Annotated in this window: 16 protein-coding genes; 13 read left to right on the top strand and 3 right to left on the bottom strand. The window is 60.9% G+C overall.

The genetic code is table 11. The features are described 5' to 3' along the window. The first annotated feature begins 16 nt into the window (after positions 1 to 16). The 4 genes from trkA to hflX all read left to right on the top strand — a co-directional run bounded on the left by trkA (position 17) and on the right by hflX (position 4,029). Positions 17 to 1,393: a Trk system potassium transporter TrkA gene (gene trkA / locus BKP54_RS10695; protein WP_025426782.1), complete on the top strand. Its 1,377-nt coding sequence runs from the start codon at positions 17 to 19 to the stop codon at positions 1,391 to 1,393. Between the two features lie 15 nt (positions 1,394 to 1,408). Beyond that, the gene (locus BKP54_RS10690; RefSeq protein WP_025426783.1) at positions 1,409 to 2,272 is read left to right on the top strand and encodes a D-amino-acid transaminase; all 864 of its coding nucleotides are present in this window, start codon (positions 1,409 to 1,411) and stop codon (positions 2,270 to 2,272) included. 110 nt (positions 2,273 to 2,382) lie between these two features. Next, a complete protein-coding gene (gene hfq, locus BKP54_RS10685) occupies positions 2,383 to 2,625 on the top strand; it encodes an RNA chaperone Hfq (RefSeq protein ID WP_003535434.1) in 243 nt (80 codons plus the stop codon). A 78-nt stretch (positions 2,626 to 2,703) separates the two neighbouring features. Next, complete coding sequence (hflX, locus tag BKP54_RS10680; protein ID WP_057205085.1) at positions 2,704 to 4,029, top strand: GTPase HflX; 1,326 nt, start codon at positions 2,704 to 2,706, stop codon at positions 4,027 to 4,029. A gap of 26 nt (positions 4,030 to 4,055) precedes the next feature. Here the strand turns inward: hflX and mazG are convergent, their stop codons facing one another. Both mazG and BKP54_RS10670 read right to left on the bottom strand, forming a co-directional pair. Next, the gene (mazG, locus tag BKP54_RS10675) at positions 4,056 to 4,889 is read right to left on the bottom strand and encodes a nucleoside triphosphate pyrophosphohydrolase (protein ID WP_025426785.1); all 834 of its coding nucleotides are present in this window, start codon (positions 4,887 to 4,889) and stop codon (positions 4,056 to 4,058) included. Between the two features lie 4 nt (positions 4,890 to 4,893). Further along, positions 4,894 to 5,481: a nucleoside deaminase gene (locus tag BKP54_RS10670; RefSeq protein ID WP_025426786.1), complete on the bottom strand. Its 588-nt coding sequence runs from the start codon at positions 5,479 to 5,481 to the stop codon at positions 4,894 to 4,896. Positions 5,482 to 5,712: 231 nt separating this feature from the next. Here BKP54_RS10670 and cysG point away from each other — a divergent pair, with 231 nt between their 5' ends. The 6 genes from cysG to BKP54_RS10640 all read left to right on the top strand — a co-directional run bounded on the left by cysG (position 5,713) and on the right by BKP54_RS10640 (position 12,438). Beyond that, positions 5,713 to 7,170 (top strand): siroheme synthase CysG, encoded by a 1,458-nt coding sequence (gene cysG / locus BKP54_RS10665; protein ID WP_025426787.1) that lies wholly within the window; start codon positions 5,713 to 5,715, stop codon positions 7,168 to 7,170. Between the two features lie 10 nt (positions 7,171 to 7,180). Beyond that, positions 7,181 to 7,495 carry a DUF2849 domain-containing protein gene (locus tag BKP54_RS10660; protein ID WP_025426788.1) on the top strand — a complete coding sequence of 105 codons (315 nt, stop codon included), beginning with the start codon at positions 7,181 to 7,183 and terminating at the stop codon, positions 7,493 to 7,495. A gap of 14 nt (positions 7,496 to 7,509) precedes the next feature. Further along, entirely contained in the window at positions 7,510 to 9,183 is a 1,674-nt protein-coding gene (locus tag BKP54_RS10655; RefSeq protein ID WP_025426789.1) for a nitrite/sulfite reductase, read from the top strand. Positions 9,184 to 9,199: 16 nt separating this feature from the next. Then, complete coding sequence (locus tag BKP54_RS10650) at positions 9,200 to 9,700, top strand: DUF934 domain-containing protein (protein WP_025426790.1); 501 nt, start codon at positions 9,200 to 9,202, stop codon at positions 9,698 to 9,700. 147 nt (positions 9,701 to 9,847) lie between these two features. Beyond that, positions 9,848 to 10,660, top strand: a complete 813-nt coding sequence (locus BKP54_RS10645; RefSeq protein WP_025426791.1) for a ferredoxin--NADP reductase — start codon at positions 9,848 to 9,850, stop codon at positions 10,658 to 10,660. A gap of 275 nt (positions 10,661 to 10,935) precedes the next feature. Further along, entirely contained in the window at positions 10,936 to 12,438 is a 1,503-nt protein-coding gene (locus BKP54_RS10640; RefSeq protein WP_025426792.1) for an acetyl-CoA hydrolase/transferase family protein, read from the top strand. Positions 12,439 to 12,442: 4 nt separating this feature from the next. Here the strand turns inward: BKP54_RS10640 and BKP54_RS10635 are convergent, their stop codons facing one another. Further along, positions 12,443 to 13,060, bottom strand: coding sequence for a GntR family transcriptional regulator (locus BKP54_RS10635; protein ID WP_025426793.1), 618 nt, complete (start codon positions 13,058 to 13,060; stop codon positions 12,443 to 12,445). 261 nt (positions 13,061 to 13,321) lie between these two features. Here BKP54_RS10635 and BKP54_RS10630 point away from each other — a divergent pair, with 261 nt between their 5' ends. From BKP54_RS10630 to BKP54_RS10620, 3 genes are read left to right on the top strand one after another with little or no spacing between them, the layout of a single operon-like run. Next, positions 13,322 to 14,575, top strand: a complete 1,254-nt coding sequence (locus BKP54_RS10630) for a ferric reductase-like transmembrane domain-containing protein (RefSeq protein ID WP_025426794.1) — start codon at positions 13,322 to 13,324, stop codon at positions 14,573 to 14,575. Positions 14,576 to 14,614: 39 nt separating this feature from the next. After that, positions 14,615 to 17,842, top strand: coding sequence for a c-type cytochrome (locus tag BKP54_RS10625; RefSeq protein ID WP_057205076.1), 3,228 nt, complete (start codon positions 14,615 to 14,617; stop codon positions 17,840 to 17,842). Between the two features lie 22 nt (positions 17,843 to 17,864). After that, the gene (locus BKP54_RS10620; protein ID WP_158071682.1) at positions 17,865 to 18,755 is read left to right on the top strand and encodes an OmpA family protein; all 891 of its coding nucleotides are present in this window, start codon (positions 17,865 to 17,867) and stop codon (positions 18,753 to 18,755) included. Positions 18,756 to 18,758 lie beyond the last annotated feature (3 nt).

Genomic DNA, 18,758 nt, shown 5'->3' with positions numbered 1-18,758 from the left:
TGGGTGAAACAACGACATGAAGGTGATCATTTGTGGTGCGGGGCAGGTCGGCTACGGCATCGCCGAACGGCTTGCTCAGGAAGACAATGACGTCTCGGTGATCGACACCTCGGCGGCGTTGATTGCCAACATTACCGAAAGCCTCGATGTGCGCGGCTATGTTGGACACGGCGCCCATCCGGATGTGCTGGCAAAAGCCGGTGCCGACCAGGCCGACATGCTGATTGCGGTCACGCTGTTCGACGAAGTCAACATCGTCGCCTGCGAAGTGGCGCATGCGATCTTCAGCGTGCCGACCAAGGTCGCCCGTATCAGAGCGCAGAATTATCTGGCGCCGGAATACGCCAACCTGTTCTCCCGCGAGAACGTCCCGATCGATGTGACCATTTCGCCCGAGGTCGAAGTCGGGCGATTGGTGCTTCGGCGCATTTCGTTCCCCGGCGCTACGGATGTTGTGCGCTTTGCCGACGACCGTATTGCCATGGTGGCGATCGAGTGCATGGAAGACTGCCCGGTCGTCGACACGCCGCTGCAGCAGCTGAGCGAGCTGTTTCCCGATCTGCAGGCAACCGTGACCGGCATCTTCCGCAACGGCAAGCTGATCGTGCCGCATTCGACGGATCAATTGCAGACCGGCGACCTTGCCTATGTTGTCTGCGACCGGGATCATGCGCGCCGGACACTGTCTCTGTTCGGCCACGAAGAACAGGAAGCGCGTCGTATCGTCATCCTCGGCGGCGGCAATATCGGCTATTTCGTCGCCAAGGCGATCGAGGAAAACCAGCCGAGAACCCGCGTCAAGCTGATCGAAAGCGACCGCGACCGAGCCGTGATGATGGCTGACAAGCTCAGCAACACGGTCGTCCTCAACGGTTCGGCGATGGATCAGCGCATCCTGATGCAGGCCGACGTGCAGGACGCAGACCTGGTCGTGGCGCTGACCAACAACGACCAGATCAATATCCTCGGCAGCATGATGGCAAAACGCCTCGGTGCCAAATCGACACTCGTCCTGATCAACGAGCCGTCCTACCAGGACTTCGCGGGAACCGCCGGCGTTGATGCCTATATCAACCCGCGTGCGGTCACGATCTCGCGCGTTCTCCAGCATGTGCGCAAGGGGCGCATCCGCTCGGTCTATGCCGTCCAGAAGGGGATGGCGGAAGTGATCGAAGCAGAAGCGCTGGAGACGTCGCCGCTGGTCGGCAAGGCGCTACGCGAGCTGGATCTGCCCGACGGCATCCGCATCGGCGCCCTCTACCGGGACCAGACATTCATTCGCCCGCACGGTGACACCAAGATCAAGGCCAAGGACCGCGTGGTGCTCTTTGCGTCTGCCGATTCGGTGCGCCATGTCGAGCAGCTTTTCCGCGTCAGCATCCAGTTCTTCTGAGGTCAAACAAAAGCCATGCCGAGAATTGCCTATGTCAACGGCGCCTACGTGCCGCACGCCGATGCTGCCATCCACATCGAAGACCGCGGCTACCAGTTCGCCGACGGGGTCTACGAAGTCTGCGAGATCCGTCATGGCTTCATCGTCGATCTGACCCGGCATCTCGACCGCCTCAGCAGATCCTTAAGCGAACTTCGCATCGATTGGCCGATGAGCCGAGCCGCGCTGATCCACGTTATCCGCGAGGTGCTGCGCCGCAACCGGGTGCGAAACGGCCTGTTCTACATGCAGGTGACGCGTGGTACCGCGCGCCGCGATCACGTGTTTCCGGCAAAGGGTACTGTGCCGACCATCGTGGTGACGGCGAAACGCACCGATGCCGCAGTGATCGCCAGGAAAAATGCCGAAGGCATCTCCGCGATCACGGTTCCGGAGAACCGCTGGGATCGCGTCGACATCAAGTCGGTCGGCTTGTTGCCGAACGTGCTTGCCCGCCAGAGGGCCAAGGAGGAGGGCGCCCACGAGGCGATCTTCGTCGACCCCGATGGTACGGTGAAAGAGGGCGCCGCCACCAACGTCTGGATCGTCGATCGCGACGGCGTGCTGCGCACGCGCCCGGCCGATCACGGTATCCTGAGAGGCATCACCCGCACGACCCTGATGGACGTCGCAGCACCTCTTGGCATCAGGATCGAGGAAAGAGCATTCACCGTCGACGACATGCTCGCAGCCCGCGAAGTCTTCATCACTGCCGCCACGAGCATCTGTTTTCCGGTCGTTTCCATCGACGGCAAACCGATCGGCAACGGTCATCCGGGAAGCATAGCACAGAATATTCGTGAAGCCTTTTTCGGCGTTGCGGAAAAGACATTGATTTGATACCAAACTGACAGAGGTGTCGGGGGAAGCGTACTTGTGACGCCTCTGATTGAAAAAATAGACAAAATGCACCGGCGCGAGACGTCGGCAAATAAGAAAGAATCGGCGCGATGGCGGAACGTTCTCAGAACTTGCAGGATCTTTTTCTCAATACGGTCCGCAAACAGAAGATTTCTCTGACAATTTTTCTTATCAATGGCGTCAAATTGACGGGCGTCGTCACGTCTTTTGACAATTTCTGTGTGTTGTTGCGCCGCGATGGTCATTCGCAGCTCGTCTACAAGCACGCGATCTCGACCATCATGCCGGGCCAGCCGCTGCAGATGTTCGAGAACGAAGAAGCCGCATCCTGACGGGACGTTAGGCACATTACCAAACGGGATTCAAAGTCGTCGTCGATCATTCCGGAGCTTGAAACGCTCCGCGACGACATGCGCGCGGTCGTGATCGTGCCGGTTCTGAAAAAGACCGGCAGGCAGGCGGCTGAAACTCTCTCTGCAACCAGCACCCGCACCGACGAAAGTCGGCTGGAGGAGGCGACTGGCCTGGCTCGGGCGATCGACCTGAACGTCGTTCATGGCGCCATCGTTTCAGTGGCTCAGCCAAAGCCGGGGACGCTGTTGGGCACCGGCAAGATCGAAGAGATTGGCCACATCCTCGTCGAACAGGATGCCGGCCTCGTCATCGTTGACCATCCGCTGACGCCCGTGCAGCAGCGCAACCTGGAAAAGGAATGGAACGCCAAGGTCATCGACCGGACGGGCCTGATCCTTGAAATCTTCGGGCGACGCGCTTCCACCAAGGAAGGCACGCTGCAGGTCGATCTGGCGCATCTCAATTATCAGAAGGGCCGGCTCGTGCGCAGCTGGACCCACCTTGAGCGTCAGCGCGGTGGTGGCGGCTTCATGGGCGGCCCCGGCGAAACTCAGATCGAGGCCGACCGGCGCCTGCTGCAGGACCGCATCGTCAAGCTCGAGCGCGAGCTGGAGCAGGTTCGCCGCACCCGGCAATTGCATCGCTCCAAGCGCAAGAAGGTTCCGCACCCGATCGTGGCGCTTGTCGGCTACACCAACGCCGGCAAATCGACGCTGTTCAACAGAATGACCGGAGCCGGCGTGCTGGCCGAGGACATGCTGTTTGCAACGCTCGACCCGACGCTGCGGCGGTTGAAACTGCCGCATGGCCGCATGGTGATCCTGTCCGACACAGTCGGCTTCATCTCCGACCTGCCGACGCATCTTGTCGCCGCCTTCCGTGCGACGCTCGAAGAGGTGCTCGAAGCCGACCTGATCCTGCATGTGCGCGATCTTTCCGATCCGGACAATCAGGCGCAGGCAAGTGACGTTCTGCGCATCCTTGCTGATCTCGGTATCGACGAGAAGGAAGCGGCAGCGAGGCTTGTCGAAGTCTGGAACAAGATCGACCGGCTTGAGCCGGAAGCGCGCGAAGCCCTGACGAACAAGGCTGCAAGCACTGATAACACCGTGGCGGTCTCGGCGATTACAGGCGAGGGCGTCGACGTGCTGCTTGCCGAGATCGGTCGTCGTCTGTCCGGCGTCTTGACAGAGTGCACCGTCGTTCTCGGCGTCGATCAGTTGCAGCTTCTGCCCTGGGTCTACGAACACGCGATCGTCGATGGTCGCGAAGATCTCGAGGACGGCACGGTCAGCCTCGATCTGCGCCTGACCGAAAACGAGGCTGTGGACCTGGAGCGGCGTCTCGGCAACGGGCCGAAGCCGGTCGCCGAAGACTGGTAAGATCTTCTGCCTGAGGCGCTATCGCCTCAGGCCAATTGCCGTTCGATCGCCTTGGCCGCTTGCCAGAGTTCTTCCATCCGTTCCAGCGTTGCCGCCTCGAGCGTTTCTCCGTGAGCTTCAAGCTCATGCTCGATATGGGCAAAACGGCGGCGGAACTTGGTGTTGGTGCCGCGCAGCGCCATTTCAGGGTCGGCGCCGACATGCCGGCCGATATTCACCACCGCAAAGATCAGGTCGCCGAGTTCATCGGCTACCTTCGCACGGTCCTTTTCCCGCAGCGCTTGGCGCAGCTCGCCGATCTCTTCCTCGATCTTGTCGAGGATCGGTTCCGGCTCCGACCAGTCGAAACCGACTTTGGCGGCGCGCTCCTGAAGCTTCAGCGCCTCGATAAGGGCCGGGAAGCTGCGCTGGATCGAGCCCAGATGACTGGCAGCGCCGTCGGATGGCAGGCCGCGTGTGGCGCGCCGCGCCTGGCGCTCGGCCTTTTCAGCCTGCTTGATCTTGTCCCACTGGGTCTTGACCGTTTCCGGCGTGTCGGCGTCCGAACGGGCGAAAACATGCGGGTGGCGGCGGATCATCTTGCGCGTAACGGCCTCGACGACATCGCCGAAGGCGAATTCGCCGGCCTCTTCGGCCATGCGGGCGTGAAAAACCACCTGCAGCAGCAGGTCGCCCAGCTCGTCGCAAAGGTCATGCATGTCGCCGCGCTCGATTGCGTCGGCAACTTCGTAGGCTTCCTCGATCGTATAGGGCTTGATCGTTTCGAACGTCTGGACGACGTCCCAGGGGCAGCCGGTCTCCGGCTGCCTGAGCGCCTGCATGATGTCGAGAAGGCCCTTGATGTCGCGTGATGGTTCCATGGGATCAGTTCAACGGAATGGCGTTGTCGTTTTTGCCCGACTGGTAGCTGTCGGACAGGTGCTGATAGCGCTCGCGGATGCGCGCGTCCTGGGCCGCAAGCTTCTCTCGCGTTGACTGGTCGGCGTCCTTTGCGACCGCTGCGATCGACGACGACGTCCAGAAGGCGTTGTTCTGCGCGTAGCCGCCGGGTTCAAGCAGGAACACTTCCTTCAGGATCTTCAGGTCGTGCGGAATGGAGAAGCTGTCGCGCGAATCTTCGTGGCTGAAGAAATAGTAGAAATTGTCAAAGCCCGCCCAGGTGATCGCCGACAGGCACATCGAGCAAGGCTCGTGCGTGGAAAGGAAGATCAGATCGCGCGTGTCAGGCTTTTCTGCCATCTCGTAGAAGCGCTTGAGCGTGTGCACTTCACCGTGCCAGAGCGGGTTTTCGGTCTCGTTGTTGGTCTCGGCGAGAACGAGAGAAAGGTCTGTTTTGCGCAGGATCGCGGCGCCGAACACCTTGTTGCCTGCGGCGACACCCTTTTCCGTCAGGGGCAGGATGTCCTGCTCGATCACGTTGAGCAGCCGTTCGGCCAGTTCGGATTGTGTCATGTCTTCAGTCTCCGGCAGATGTGTTGCGGCATTTAACGGAGGTTGCCCCTTTGGCGCAATGGCCACCGACAGCGCCACCGGCCGGCCCTTCCGGAGATATTTGCTCAAAATGCTGCATGGCCGAGCAAAACAATACGTGACCCGAAAGCCATTGAAATTTCTGTTTCTTCAATTGCCGTGGGCTATGCGGGATATTCAGCGGAGCCTGTAGTAGGAACCGATTGCAAGAACATGGTGCAGCAGCTCTCCGTCTTTCCCGCATTCTTTCGCGTCGCGCAAAAGCGCGTGGCGGTGTTCGGCAATGGCGACGAGGCCTTTGCAAAGGTGCGGTTGCTGCTCAACACCGAAGCTTCGATCGTCGTCTACGCGGACGCGCCCGAGGCAGACTTCGCGGCATACCTCGGCGAGCGCGTGATTGAAACCGTGCGCGATACCTTCGCTCCGCACCAGCTTGAAGGCGTCATCCTTGTGTTTGCCGCGACTGGCAATGCGGCCAAGGATCGCCAGATCGTCATTGCTGCACGCGAACAGAAAATCCCGGCAAATGCCGTCGACCAGCCCGACTACTGCGATTTCTTCACGCCGGCGCTCGTCAATCGCGCACCAGTTGCCGTTGCGATCGGCACCGAAGGCGCCGGCCCGGTGCTTGCCCAGATGATCCGGGCACAGATCGACCAGCTGCTGTCGCCGTCGCTGGGGCTCGTTGCGTCGCTCGCAGCCAGCTATCGTGATGCCGTCGATCGACTGGTGCCGCGCGGCGTTGCGCGCCGCCTGTACTGGCGCCGTTTCTTCCAGGGGCCGGTTGCGGACAAGGTTGCGCTGGGTGATGTCGCCGCCGCGCGCCGCGAGGCTTCTCGCCTGCTTGATGCCGCGCATGCCACCGCGGGCCACGTCTGGCTCGTCGGCGCCGGTCCGGGCGCCGAAGACCTGCTGACGCTCAGGGCGCAGCGCGTGATGATGGAAGCCGATGCGATCGTCTATGATGCGCTGGTGCCGCAGGCGATCGTCGATATGGGTCGCCGCGATGCGGAAAGGCTCTCCGTCGGCAAGCGCAAGGGTTGCCACACGAAGTCGCAGGACGAGATCAACCAGCTGCTGGTGGAGCTCGCGGGTGAGGGCAAGCGCGTCGTTCGCCTGAAATCCGGCGATCCGCTTGTCTACGGCCGTGCTGGCGAAGAGATGGCAGCATTGCGCGATGCGGGCATTACCTATGAGATCGTGCCGGGCATCACTTCCGCCTTTGCCGCTGCTGCCGATTTCGAACTGCCGCTGACCCTGCGCGGCGTCGCGTCGTCACTGGTCTTTACAACCGGCCATGATCTGACCGGTGAAGTGCTGCCCGACTGGGCGCGGCTTGCCGTCTCCGGCGCCACGATCGCCGTCTATATGGGCCGCACTGTCGCTGCGTCGGTTGCCGGTCGCTTGATGCAGGCGGGCTTGCCCGCAGAAACCACCGTGGCTGTGATCGAGAACGCCAGCCGTGCCGATCGCCGGCTGATGCATGGCACGCTGAAGGACTTGCCGGACCTAGAGGGCCGCACGGAACTTTCCGGCCCGGTGATGGTCATTATCGGTGACGCTGTCGCCGGCGCGAATTTCGAGCGTTCCGAGCCTCTGGTGGCGGGCAAACGCACCAACAAGCAAACGAAGATCGAAGCTGCGGAGCGCAGCGAACAGATTCTGAACTAAGGGAAACGTCATGGTGAACAAGGTTTTGACGGCAAATCGGCTTTCGGATGGCATATCCGTCTGGCTGGATGCCTCGGGCAACTGGGTCGAATCGCTCCAGCAGGCCTTCATCGCCCGCCATGCCGAGGCGGTCACCGCACTGGAAGCGACAGGCAAGGTTGCCTTCGACGACAACAAGGTGGTCGATGCCAATGTCGTCGACGTCGAGGAAGTCAACGGCACCCTGCGGCCCTTGCGCATGCGCGAGCGTATCCGGGCCGAAGGCCCTTCGATCCCCTATGCCGCCGGATACAATGGCCTTGCCGGCCCGAACTTTGCTGCCTGAGGAACCGATACAACATGTACCGTTACGATGAATTCGATCATGCCTTCGTCTCCTCGCGCGTCGACCAGTTCCGCGATCAGGTCGAGCGCCGCCTGAGTGGCGAGTTGGCCGAAGACGCATTCAAGCCGCTGCGCCTGATGAATGGCGTATACCTGCAGTTGCACGCCTACATGCTGCGCGTTGCGATCCCCTATGGCACGCTGTCCAGCCGCCAGATGCGTATGCTCGCCCACATCGCCCGCAAGTATGACCGCGGCTATGGCCACTTCACCACCCGTCAGAACATCCAGTACAACTGGCCGCGCCTTTCCGACACGCCGGATATCCTGGATGAGCTGGCAAGCGTCGAGATGCACGCGTTGCAGACGTCGGGCAATTGCATTCGCAATGTGACGGCCGATCATTTCGCCGGCGCTGCTGCCGATGAAGTCGCTGATCCAAGGCCTTATGCCGAAATCCTCAGACAATGGTCGAGCGTTCACCCGGAATTCTCGTTCCTGCCGCGCAAGTTCAAGATTGCTGTCACAGGTGCTGAGCGCGACCGCGCCGCGATCCAGGTGCACGACATCGGCCTGCACCTGAAAAAGGATGAGGACGGCCGCATCGGCTTTGCCGTTTATGTCGGTGGCGGACAGGGCCGCACGCCGATGATTGCCAAGAAGATCCGGGACTTCCTGCCGGAAGAGGACCTGCTGTCCTACACGACGGCGATCATGCGCGTGTACAACCTGCATGGCCGTCGCGACAACAAGTACAAGGCGCGCATCAAGATCCTCGTCCACGAAACCGGTGCCGAAGAGCTTTCCCGTCAGGTCGAGGTCGAGTTCGCGGCGCTGAAGGATACGGAGCTGAAGCTTCCAGAAGCTGATATTCAGGCCATCTCCACCTATTTCGCGCCGCCAGCGCTGGAGCCGCGTGCCGAGGGCTGGGAAAGTCTGGCGCGCTGGAAGAAGACCGATCCGGAATTCTCACGCTGGGTTCACCAGAACGTGCAGCCGCACAAGCATCCGGACTACGGCATGGTGACGATCTCGCTGAAGCCGATCGGCGGCATTCCGGGGGACGCGACCGACGCGCAGATGGAGGCTGTTGCAGACATCGCCGAGGAGTATGCCTTCGACGAGATCCGTGTCAGCCACGAGCAGAACCTGATCCTGCCGCATGTGGCTCTGGCTGATCTGGAGCCGATCTACCGGGCGCTCGTCGTTGCCGGCCTGGCGACAGCCAATGCCGGACTGATCACCGATATCATTGCCTGTCCCGGGCTCGACTACTGCGCGCTTGCAAATGCGCGCTCCATCCCGGTGGCGCAGGAGATCTCGACGCGCTTCGGCGCGCCTGAACGTCAGGCTGAGATCGGCGAACTGAAGATCAAGATCTCCGGCTGCATCAATGCCTGCGGCCATCACCACGTTGGCCATATCGGCCTGCTCGGCGTAGAGAAGAAGGGGGCGGAACTCTATCAGATCACGCTCGGCGGCTCCGGCGACGAGAACACGTCGATCGGCGAGATCATCGGTCGCGGTTTCGAACCGGAAAAGGTGACCGACGCGATCGAAACGATCGTCGATACCTATCTCGGGCTGCGCAATGACAAGTCGGAGACGTTCCTCGAAGCGTACCGTCGCGTCGGCCCGCAACCCTTCAAGGACGCGCTCTACGGCGGCAGCGCACAGGAAGCCGCTTGAGGCGCAAGGAACGGACATGACAAAAATCTGGAAAGAAACCGGCTTTGTGAGCGACGATCCCTGGATCATCGAAAACGACGAGACCAAAGCGGGTTCCAACGAGAAGGCGATACTCGGCTTCGAGACGTTTCTCGCCAAGGTGGCTGAGACGGACGAGGTGGGTTTAGGCGTAGTCGTCGCTCCTGCAGATGACGTTGCCAAGCTACAACCCTATCTCGATCGTATTGCGCTGGTCGCGGTCGCGTTCCCGGCCTTCAATGACGGGCGGGCTTTCAGCCATGCGTCGCTGCTGCGCGCGCGGCTTGGTTTTGCCGGTGAGGTGAGGGCTGTCGGCGACGTTCTGATCGATCAGATCCCGTTGATGCTGCGTTGCGGCGTCGACAGTTTCGCGGTAACCAATGCCACGGCCCTGAAGCGTCTGACGGAAGGCCGGTTGCCCGGTATCGCCAACCACTATCAGCCGACCGCGAGACCCTCTGCTGACGCCAGGTCCTATAGCTGGCGGCGCGTTTCTTGAAGGCAGTGCTGACCGCGACAGTGTGAAGCACGCCGAAATGCGCGAAAGCGACTATATTTAGAAGGGAATTCCTTCCCGTTGAGTGCGGCTTGGAATATCCGCGTATTGTTGATAGACAGGGTCATCATTTACAGGACTGTAGCCACGATGAATGCTCCGGCAAAAACGGAAGATTTCGCGATCCAGGCACCCGCCGGTGTCTTCGTTGAAACGGTGACGAGCGTCACCCACTATACGGATCGGCTCTTCCGCTTCCGCATGACCCGTCCTGCGGAGTTCCGCTTCCGCTCCGGCGAGTTTGCGATGATTGGTTTGATGGTCGGCGACAAACCCGTCTACCGCGCCTACTCGATCGCAAGCCCGGCCTGGGACGAGGAACTCGAATTCTTCTCGATCAAGGTTCCTGATGGCCCGCTGACATCTCACCTGCAGGCGATCAAGCCAGGCGACAAGGTGCTGATGCGCAAGAAGCCGACCGGCACGCTGGTGCTCGACGCGCTGGTTCCCGGCCGCAGGCTCTACATGTTCTCGACCGGCACCGGCATTGCGCCTTTCGCCAGCCTGATCCGCGACCCCGAGACCTACGAGAAGTTTGAGGAAGTCATCCTCACGCACACCTGCCGCGATGTGGCCGAGCTGAAATACGGTTTCGACCTCGTCGAGGAAATTCGCAATCACGAATTCCTGAACGAGATCGTCGGCGACAAGCTTCGCCATTATGCGACGGTGACCCGCGAGGACTATCCCTTCAAGGGCCGTGTGACCGACCTGATGGTCAACGGCAAATTCTTTGCCGATCTCGGTCTGCCGCCGCTCGACCCAGCCATCGATCGCGGAATGATCTGCGGCTCGACGGCAATGTTGAAGGACACCAAGGAAATCCTCGAGGCCGCAGGCCTGACCGAGGGGTCCAACAACAAGCCGGCCGAGTTCGTCATCGAGCGCGCCTTTGTCGGCTAACTGACGACAAGATACGAAACATCGTCGCAGCATTTGGAGGGCGCATCATCGGGTGCGCCCTTTTTCGCATCTGTGCGACAGTCGCGACCGGAGCATGAGCTATGCGTTTCCGGCAGCCCCGATCTGAGCAATCAGCGTACCGGCAGCCTTTCGCAGACACTATCGTTCCCCAGCATTTTCATATGTCGCTCGACCGCGTCCATGCGGAACGAACGGCCAAGAAGGAGTCCCCGCCGGAGATCGCCGGCGACAGCGGATCTTGCAGGGAGTGGCCCATGAGCCTTGAGACCAGAATTCGCCGCAAATCGTTGCATGACCGGATCGTCACGCCGGAGGCGGCGGCGGCGCTCATCGAGGATGGCATGACGATCGGCATGAGCGGCTTTACCAAGGCAGGCGACGCCAAGGCGGTGCCGTTGGCCATGGCGCAGCGTGCGGCGCAGGAGAAGTTTCGCATCACCTTGATGACCGGGGCCTCGCTTGGGCACGACATCGACAAGATCCTGACGGAAGCGGGTGTTCTCGCACGCCGGCTTCCCTTCCAGTCCGATCCGGCCCTTCGCGCGGCGATCAACCGCGGCGAGGTCATGTTCATCGACCAGCATCTGTCTGAGACCGTCGAGCAACTCCGCTCCGGCCAGATCAGCCCGATCGACTATGCCGTCGTCGAGGCCGTGGCGATCACCGAGGATGGCGGCATCGTTCCTTCGACATCGGTCGGCAACTCCGCAAGTTTTGCGATCCTCGCCAAGAAAGTGATTGTCGAGCTCAATCTCAGCCACAGCCCGGAGCTTGAGGGGCTGCACGACATCTACATCCCGGCGAAACGCCCATCGCGCACGCCGATCCCGGTCGTTGCCTGCGACATTCGCGTCGGCTCGCCCTATATCCCTGTTGATCCGGACAAGATTGCCGCGATCGTCATCACCGAAAAGCAGGACAGTGCCGCGCGCATTTCGCCGCCCGATGCCGAGACCAATTCGATCGCGGGCCACCTGATCGGCTTTCTTCAGGACGAGGTGCGCAAGGGTAGGCTCGACATGACGTTGAACCCGTTGCAGGCGGGTATTGGCGTTATTGCGAATTCGGTTCTGAGCGGCCTCGTCGACAGCCCCTTTCATGATCTGCGCATGTACAGCGAAGTGCTGCAGGACAGCACCTTCGAGCTCTTTGAGGCCGGCAAGCTCAGCTTCGCCTCGGCGGCATCGATGACGCTGAGCAGCGCCTGGGCCGATCGCGTCTTTCGCAACATCCGCGCCTACAAGGACAGGGTGATCCTGCGGCCGCAGGAGGTCAGCAACCACCCGGAAATCATCCGGCGCCTGGGCGTCATCGGCATCAACACCGCGCTCGAGTTCGATATCTACGGCAACGTCAATTCGACCCATGTCGGCGGCACCGACATGATGAACGGCATCGGCGGTTCCGGCGATTTTGCCCGCAACGCCTTCCTGTCGATCTTCGTCGCCAAATCGGTGGCCAAGGGTGGGGCGATCTCGTCCGTGGTGCCGATGGTTTCCCATGTGGACCACACGGAGCATGACGTCGATATTCTGGTCACCGAGCACGGGCTTGCGGATCTCCGCGGGCTGGCGCCGCGCGAGCGCGCGCCGATCATCATCCGCAACTGTTGCCATCCCGCTTACCGCGAGTTGCTGGGGGATTACTTCAAGCGGGCTGTTGCAGCGCGTGCGGGGCAGACGCCGCATATCCTCGAGGAAGCCTTCGACTGGCATGTACGTCGGCTGAAGACGGGCAGCATGTTGCCGGGCGCCTGATGCCTCAATCCCGAGCCAGGTAGTCCATCAAGGCTGACATCGCCGCCGCGGCACCCTCGGCGTCGGCAAGCACGATGGCGTCGATCGCCTCGATGTGGCGGTCGACCGATCCGCGCATTCGCTCAACGGTTGCGTCGGCAAACCAGATGCGTCGAGCGTGCGTCTGCAGCGGGGCGAGGGCGGCCGTCAGGAACGTATTGGGGCAGGCCTCCTCCATCAGTTCATCGAAGACCTTGTCGGCCACGAGGAAGCCTTCGAGATCGCCGGCATCCGCGCATCGGCTCATCTCTGCGGCGCATCCCTTCATGGCTCGTCGTGCATCCGCGTCGGCATGCTCCGCCACCAGGCTTGCCGCCAGCGGTTCCAGCTTTTGACGGGTTTGCATCACATGCGCTCGATCGTCCGGCCCGATTGTCGTTATCTGCAGGCCGACACGCGGGCGAACCTCCATCAGTTCCTGCCAGGCGAGTTTCTGAATGGCTTCACGCACGGGCGTACGGCCATGACCGGCAAGCTCGATCAGCTGCTTTTCCGTCAGCAGCATGCCGGGCACAAGCTTGAGCGTGACGATCAGTCGCTCGAGGGCGAGATAGGCGAGGTGGGCCTGGGAGTGAACCGACATACGCATCCCACAGTTTCTGATATATCAGAACGTGGCACAGTTTCGTTTCGATGGCAAACGAACTGATGACCACTAATCAGGAAGGATTATGCTGGTCGAAGTAATCATTATGAGTCGGTAAAAGCTTCAGATTTCAATGGCCTGAATAAAAGTGCTCGTTCGGCCGTTCCAGCCTTGAATGGTGTTGACGAAGAGGAAACTGCTTGTCAGTCTTCTCTAAAAAGAACGTCGGACATCGACGTTGAGGGGCTTGGGCTGAAGGTGGGTGCGTTTCTGGTCTGGTCGCTGATTGTGTTTGCGGGGCTGCTTGCCGTCCCGGCGGTCAGCCATACGAACGCGCAGACGACGTTCTCGCTGATGGCGTCCTCGATGGCTTTCGTCGGAATGGCGATTGCGCAGTTCATGGCGGCACGTCCGCCCGTCATCGAACCGCTGTTCGGCGGGCTCGACCGCATCTATCACCTTCATCGCCGGATCGGCATCTCCGTGCTGATGCTCATTCTCGTCCATTATTTCCTGACGCCTGATTTCAAGGGGCTGTCGTTCACCAGCGGTTTGAACCAGCTTGCTGCCTCCGCCGGCAAGTATGGCTTCTACGGGCTGACGGCGCTGCTTGTTCTCAGCATCGTCAAGATCATCCCGAAGACCAGAATCGAGATACCCTATCACCTGTGGCGTTATACCCATCGGTTCATCGGGCTCTTGTTCGCGCTTGTCGCGTTCCACCAGATGTTCATCAAGCGCCCCTATGACAGCACGGCGCTGCTGGCGGTCTATCTCAATGCGTTCGCAGCACTCGGGATCCTCAGCTACGCCTATACGCAGCTTCTGCCGTGGCTGAGGACGCGATGCTACGAGGTTTCCGAGGTCGAAAAGCACGATGGTGCGACGATCATTTCGGCGCGTTCAAAGGGGCGCGCGCTGAGGGCCAAACCGGGGCAGTTCGGTTTCCTGCGTGTCCTGAAGGCTGGTCTGCGCGAGCCGCACCCCTTCACAATCGCCGACATCGATGGCAACGGCACGGTGCGCTTCGCCATCAAGCCGCTCGGCGACTATACGCAGGCGTTGCGCGATCAGATTGCTGTCGGCGACCGGTTGAAGCTCGAAGGCGGATACGGCCAGTTCAATCACCGACGCGGGGCGAAGAAGCAGATCTGGCTTGCCGGAGGTATCGGGGTCACGCCGTTTCTCGCCATGGCCAGCCATTTGAAGGGCGATGAGGACCAGGACATCCACATGGTCTATTGCGTGCGCGACCGAAAGGAAGCCATCGGCCTTGAAACCTTCGAGGCGCAGGCGGAAAAGCTCGGCAACTTCAGCTTCGTGCTGCACGATTCGGCCACAGACGGGCGGCTGGACGCGGCCAAACTGGCGGCGGGCAGCGTCATCGATCCGGGCGAGGCCGATCTTTGGTTCTGCGGTCCTGCGCCGCTGCGGGAGGCGATCGTCAAAGGGTTGAAAGAGCTTGGAAAGAAGCCGCGTCGCGTAGAGTTCGAACAGTTTCAGTTTCGATAGCAGTTTTATTGAAGATTTTTGGATTAAGGGAGTACGGCCATGCGCAGTCTGCGTGAAATGCGAGCGAACGTCTCGTCAGGTGCCGGCATCCGCAATAGGCACGCACTGGCTCTGGCCGCCGGTCTGCTGGCCGCCATGCTCTGTCCCGGCGTCGCATCGGTGCGCGACGCTTTCGCCGAGGACGCCTTCTCGACCTACAAGGCGAATGTCGAGAACGGCAAGTACATGTTCAACGCCGCTGGTTGTGGCGCCTGCCACGGGTCGGGCGACGAAACTGGACTGCTGTCCGGCGGCATGGAGATGAACACGGCGATCGGCACTTTCTACGCGCCGAACATTTCGCCCCATGCCAACGGCATCGGTGGCTGGAGCAACGCCCAGTTCCTCAACGCTGTCATGGTCGGGCTTGATCGTGACGGCAACAATCTCTACCCGGTCATGCCCTACACATCCTATGGCGGTATGAAGCCGGAGGACGTGCTCGATATCAAGGCTTACGTCGAGACCTTGCCGCAATCAGACGCCGTCTCGAAGGAACATGAGATCGCTTTTCCTTTTAGTCGGCAAACGACCATAACTCTCTGGAAACGCAGCAATTTCACAGTTCAAGCCTACCAGCCGCGCGAAGCGTCGCAGATGGAGCGTGGCCGTTACCTGGTCGAAAATGTCGGTGGCTGTGGCGACTGTCACACGCCGCGCACGACGACTTATGGGCTCGACCTGGAAAGAGCTTTTCACGGCGAGAAGGGGCTGACCGGTGCGGTCGCACCGGATATCGGCAAGGCGAAGATGGCGGGGCTCACTGCGCCGGAAGTGTTTACCACGGGCCTTATAGACGAAGGCAAGAAGCTTTCGGGCGCACCGATCAGCGACCCGGTCATGCGACGGATCGCCAAGGGACTTTCGATACTCAGCGACGACGATCGTCGCGCGATCTACGCGTTCCTGTCCGATCGCGAGGTGAAAGCACCGGCGCCGGTGGCGCAGTCTGTGACGGCAGTGTGCAAGGAGACCACGGCCTCGACGGCGCTGACCGGCGACAATGCCGAAGTCGCCCAACAGGCCGATGCCTTCATCGGCAAGTATTGCCGCAACTGCCATGGGCCGGGTGAAAGCTCTCAAGGCAGCTACCCCGCCGGTGAGCTGACATCGATCGCCGCCGATGCCAATTTCGTCACGCCGGGCAATGCCGCGAAATCGCGCCTCTTCACCTCGGTCACCAGCGGCCGCATGCCGCTTGGCAAGCGCCCGACGGACGAAGAGGTCAAGGTGCTCGAGGACTGGATCAATTCGCTCAGCGAAAAGAACCTGCCGCAGACGGCAGCCACCAAACCCGCCCGATCGCGCCCGATGCTGTCCCATGACCAGTTCGTCGAGGCGGCGCTCAAGGACATTTCCAAGGTCAGTGCGCTTGATCGTCAGCACATGCGCTATTTCTCCTACCGTGACCAGTATAACGGCATGATGGGTTGCGAAGACGACGCCACGTTCATGAAGCGCATGGACGTGCTGGCCGGTGGCTTCAAGAAGCTGCTGAATTCCTTGTCCTATGGCCCGAAGCTGGTGGTGCCGGCGGAGGTGGACGGCACCAATGGTCTGCTCGTCCGGGTCGATCTGCGCGAGCTGCAGTGGGATAACGCTGATTACGATTTCCTGATCAAGCGCTATTTCTACGGCGTTGATCCGACGAGCGATGCGTCGCTTCAGGCGCTTTCCACCGAGACGCATACGCAACTGCCGATCATGCGGATCGACTGGTTCATGAGCAATGGCGCCCGGCCGGAGGTCTATAACAGACTGATGAAGCTGCCGACGCATATTCGCGAGCTGGAAACGCGCTTCAAGATCGATGTCGACGACAACATAAGGCGGCGTAACGTTCTGCGTGCCGGCTTTGCTGACGGTTCGTCCGGCGTATCGGACCACAATCGCATGCTCGAGCGTCACGACATGCCGTTTGGCGGCTACTATTGGAAATCCTACGATTTCGCCGGCGATGTCGGCAAACAGGTGCTCAAGCGTTTTCCGCATGGACCCAAGGAGTTGGGTGCGCTCGATGCCGGCCTTGTGCCGTTCGAGCACGACGGTGGCGAGATGATCTTTTCACTGCCCAACGGCATGCAGGGTTATTATCTGTCGACCGCGGCAGGAAAACAGCTCGATGTCGGGCCGACGACCATCGTTTCGTTCCGTGACCGGCCGATCGGCAAGGGCGTGGAGATCGTCAATGCCCGCTCCTGCTTCGATTGCCACGCCGATGGCATTCTGTCGAAACGTGATCAGTTGCGCGAGCATATCGCCACGTCGACGCTGTTCAGCAAGGACCAGCAGGGCGTGCTGTTGGCCATGTACGTGAAGCAGGAGGAGCTGGACGAGGCCTACCGCAAGGACCGCGAACGCTTCGTCGAGGCTCTGCAAAAACTCGACGTAACCGAACCGACGCCGGATGGCGGGCTTCAGAGCAAGCACGCACCCGGCGACGCCGAGATCGTCACCTACTTTGCCGACAAGTATGAAGATGAGCTCGACTTCGATGCTCTGGCGGCGGAGTTCGACATGACGCCGCAGCAGTTTTCTGAGGCGATCAAGCGAGTAGCGGAAGTGGATGTCCTGCGTCTCGGGCTTGATTGGGTCACGACGCTCGAAGCTGGCGGGACTGTTCCGCGCAACGAGGTCGAACAGCAATATGCCCTGTTGCTGGAGCCGCTCGCCCAGCGGCGCCCGCTCGATACCAGCACGATCGTCGTTGCCGGCACCGAGCAGCAGTCGGAGGAAAAACCGCAATCCGTAGCCGCAGCCGCGCCTGACTATCGCAAGCAGGAGAAGGCTGGCGGCACCAAGCTTGAGCTTGCCTTGAAGGTGCCGACGACGACGGCCAAGGTCGGTGACCAGCTGTCGTTCGAACTCAGCGTCAATCAGGCCTGCGAACTGCAGATCCTCTATGTCGAGGAAAACGGCAATGTCGAAATCATCCCAGATGAGATGATCGGCCACACGACGCTGCAGCCCGGCGAAAGCAGGCTGATCCCGCAGCCGGGAACCGGCACGCTGACCTTCGATACGGCAGCGCCCGCCGAAACCATGCTGGCCTTCTGCCGGGTTGGCGGTCTGGCCGATCAAAGGCTCACGGTGGAGAAAGCGCGCGCATTCGTCGTCCAATCGAAGTTGCCGCCGACGCGCGGATTGGCGGTCAATCTCGCGAAGAAGGCGCAGGCCGACAACGGCGCCAGCAGCGTGCAGATGGTAACTTTCGAGATTAGAGAATAGCGGATGCGCGATGGATGAATTGATGAAAGGGTTGATCGTCGCATCCGCAATGCTTTTGCCGCTCGCTTACCCGGCGCGCGCCTGCGACGCGTTAGTGAAAACCTCGGAGGCTCTCAACAGGGGCGACGAGGTCGGGGCGCGGGCAGCGGCCGCGCCGGAGCGCACGAATGCATGTTCGAGTACCGAGGCAGCGCTTACCCGGCGTGTAGCGGCGCTAGCAACGTTCAATCGCATCGCCAACGCAGTCGGGGCCGGTGCCAGGCTCGATACTTTCGAGGGTGAGCTTGAAGCTGTGCTGAGCGACGTCGGTGGGCCTTGGCAGATCCTCGACGCGCTCGGCGACATCGACCGGGAGCGAAAGAACTATGAACGTGCGGCAACCTATTACCAGCAGGCACTTGAGGATGCGGCCAACGAGGAACTGACGCCCGAGTGGATGGCGCCGGACAAGGCTTACATTCTGCGCCTCGATCGGCTCGCCTCCGAGATGCGGCTTGCAGCAATCAAGCCGGTGAAGCTTGCGATGCGCGGCGCCTGCAAGTTCTCCTATCGCGGTGTCTCGATCAGAAAGAAGGCGACGCCGGTTCGCTATGTCTTCGGAACAGCCGAGTTCACGCCTGAAGGGTTGCAGTCGGCAAAGGATTTGTTCGAGTGCCTGAAATCGGCAAAGGCGGATGCAATTACCTTGATCGGCCATACTGATCCGATCGGCAGCGCTGAGGCGAACCTGAAACTGTCGTTGGCAAGGGCCGAGGCGCTTGCCAACTATCTTGTCGGTGCTGGCTACAAGGGCACCTGGACGACGATTGGCAAGGGCGAGGAGGAGCCGTTCAAACCGGATGATCCGGGTGCCTACGACGAAGCGATGCTACATCAGTTGGATCGCCGCGTCGAAGTTGATGTGGAGAAATAGGCT

Origin of the sequence: Ensifer sp. 1H6, assembly GCF_001976035.1 — a bacterium.
GTDB lineage: Bacteria > Pseudomonadota > Alphaproteobacteria > Rhizobiales > Rhizobiaceae > Ensifer > Ensifer canadensis.
This window is presented reverse-complemented; position numbering and strand designations above follow the sequence as displayed.

Coding starts and splice junctions, on each gene's coding strand:
- BKP54_RS10670 (WP_025426786.1), bottom strand. CDS start 5,481: ATGACACAATCCGAACTGGCCGAACGGCTGCTCAACGTGATCGAGCAG.
- BKP54_RS10620 (WP_158071682.1), top strand. CDS start 17,865: ATGAAAGGGTTGATCGTCGCATCCGCAATGCTTTTGCCGCTCGCTTAC.
- BKP54_RS10690 (WP_025426783.1), top strand. CDS start 1,409: ATGCCGAGAATTGCCTATGTCAACGGCGCCTACGTGCCGCACGCCGAT.
- hfq (WP_003535434.1), top strand. CDS start 2,383: ATGGCGGAACGTTCTCAGAACTTGCAGGATCTTTTTCTCAATACGGTC.
- BKP54_RS10635 (WP_025426793.1), bottom strand. CDS start 13,060: ATGTCGGTTCACTCCCAGGCCCACCTCGCCTATCTCGCCCTCGAGCGA.
- BKP54_RS10655 (WP_025426789.1), top strand. CDS start 7,510: ATGTACCGTTACGATGAATTCGATCATGCCTTCGTCTCCTCGCGCGTC.
- cysG (WP_025426787.1), top strand. CDS start 5,713: ATGGTGCAGCAGCTCTCCGTCTTTCCCGCATTCTTTCGCGTCGCGCAA.
- hflX (WP_057205085.1), top strand. CDS start 2,704: ATGCGCGCGGTCGTGATCGTGCCGGTTCTGAAAAAGACCGGCAGGCAG.
- BKP54_RS10625 (WP_057205076.1), top strand. CDS start 14,615: ATGCGCAGTCTGCGTGAAATGCGAGCGAACGTCTCGTCAGGTGCCGGC.
- BKP54_RS10640 (WP_025426792.1), top strand. CDS start 10,936: ATGAGCCTTGAGACCAGAATTCGCCGCAAATCGTTGCATGACCGGATC.
- BKP54_RS10650 (WP_025426790.1), top strand. CDS start 9,200: ATGACAAAAATCTGGAAAGAAACCGGCTTTGTGAGCGACGATCCCTGG.
- mazG (WP_025426785.1), bottom strand. CDS start 4,889: ATGGAACCATCACGCGACATCAAGGGCCTTCTCGACATCATGCAGGCG.
- trkA (WP_025426782.1), top strand. CDS start 17: ATGAAGGTGATCATTTGTGGTGCGGGGCAGGTCGGCTACGGCATCGCC.
- BKP54_RS10645 (WP_025426791.1), top strand. CDS start 9,848: ATGAATGCTCCGGCAAAAACGGAAGATTTCGCGATCCAGGCACCCGCC.
- BKP54_RS10660 (WP_025426788.1), top strand. CDS start 7,181: ATGGTGAACAAGGTTTTGACGGCAAATCGGCTTTCGGATGGCATATCC.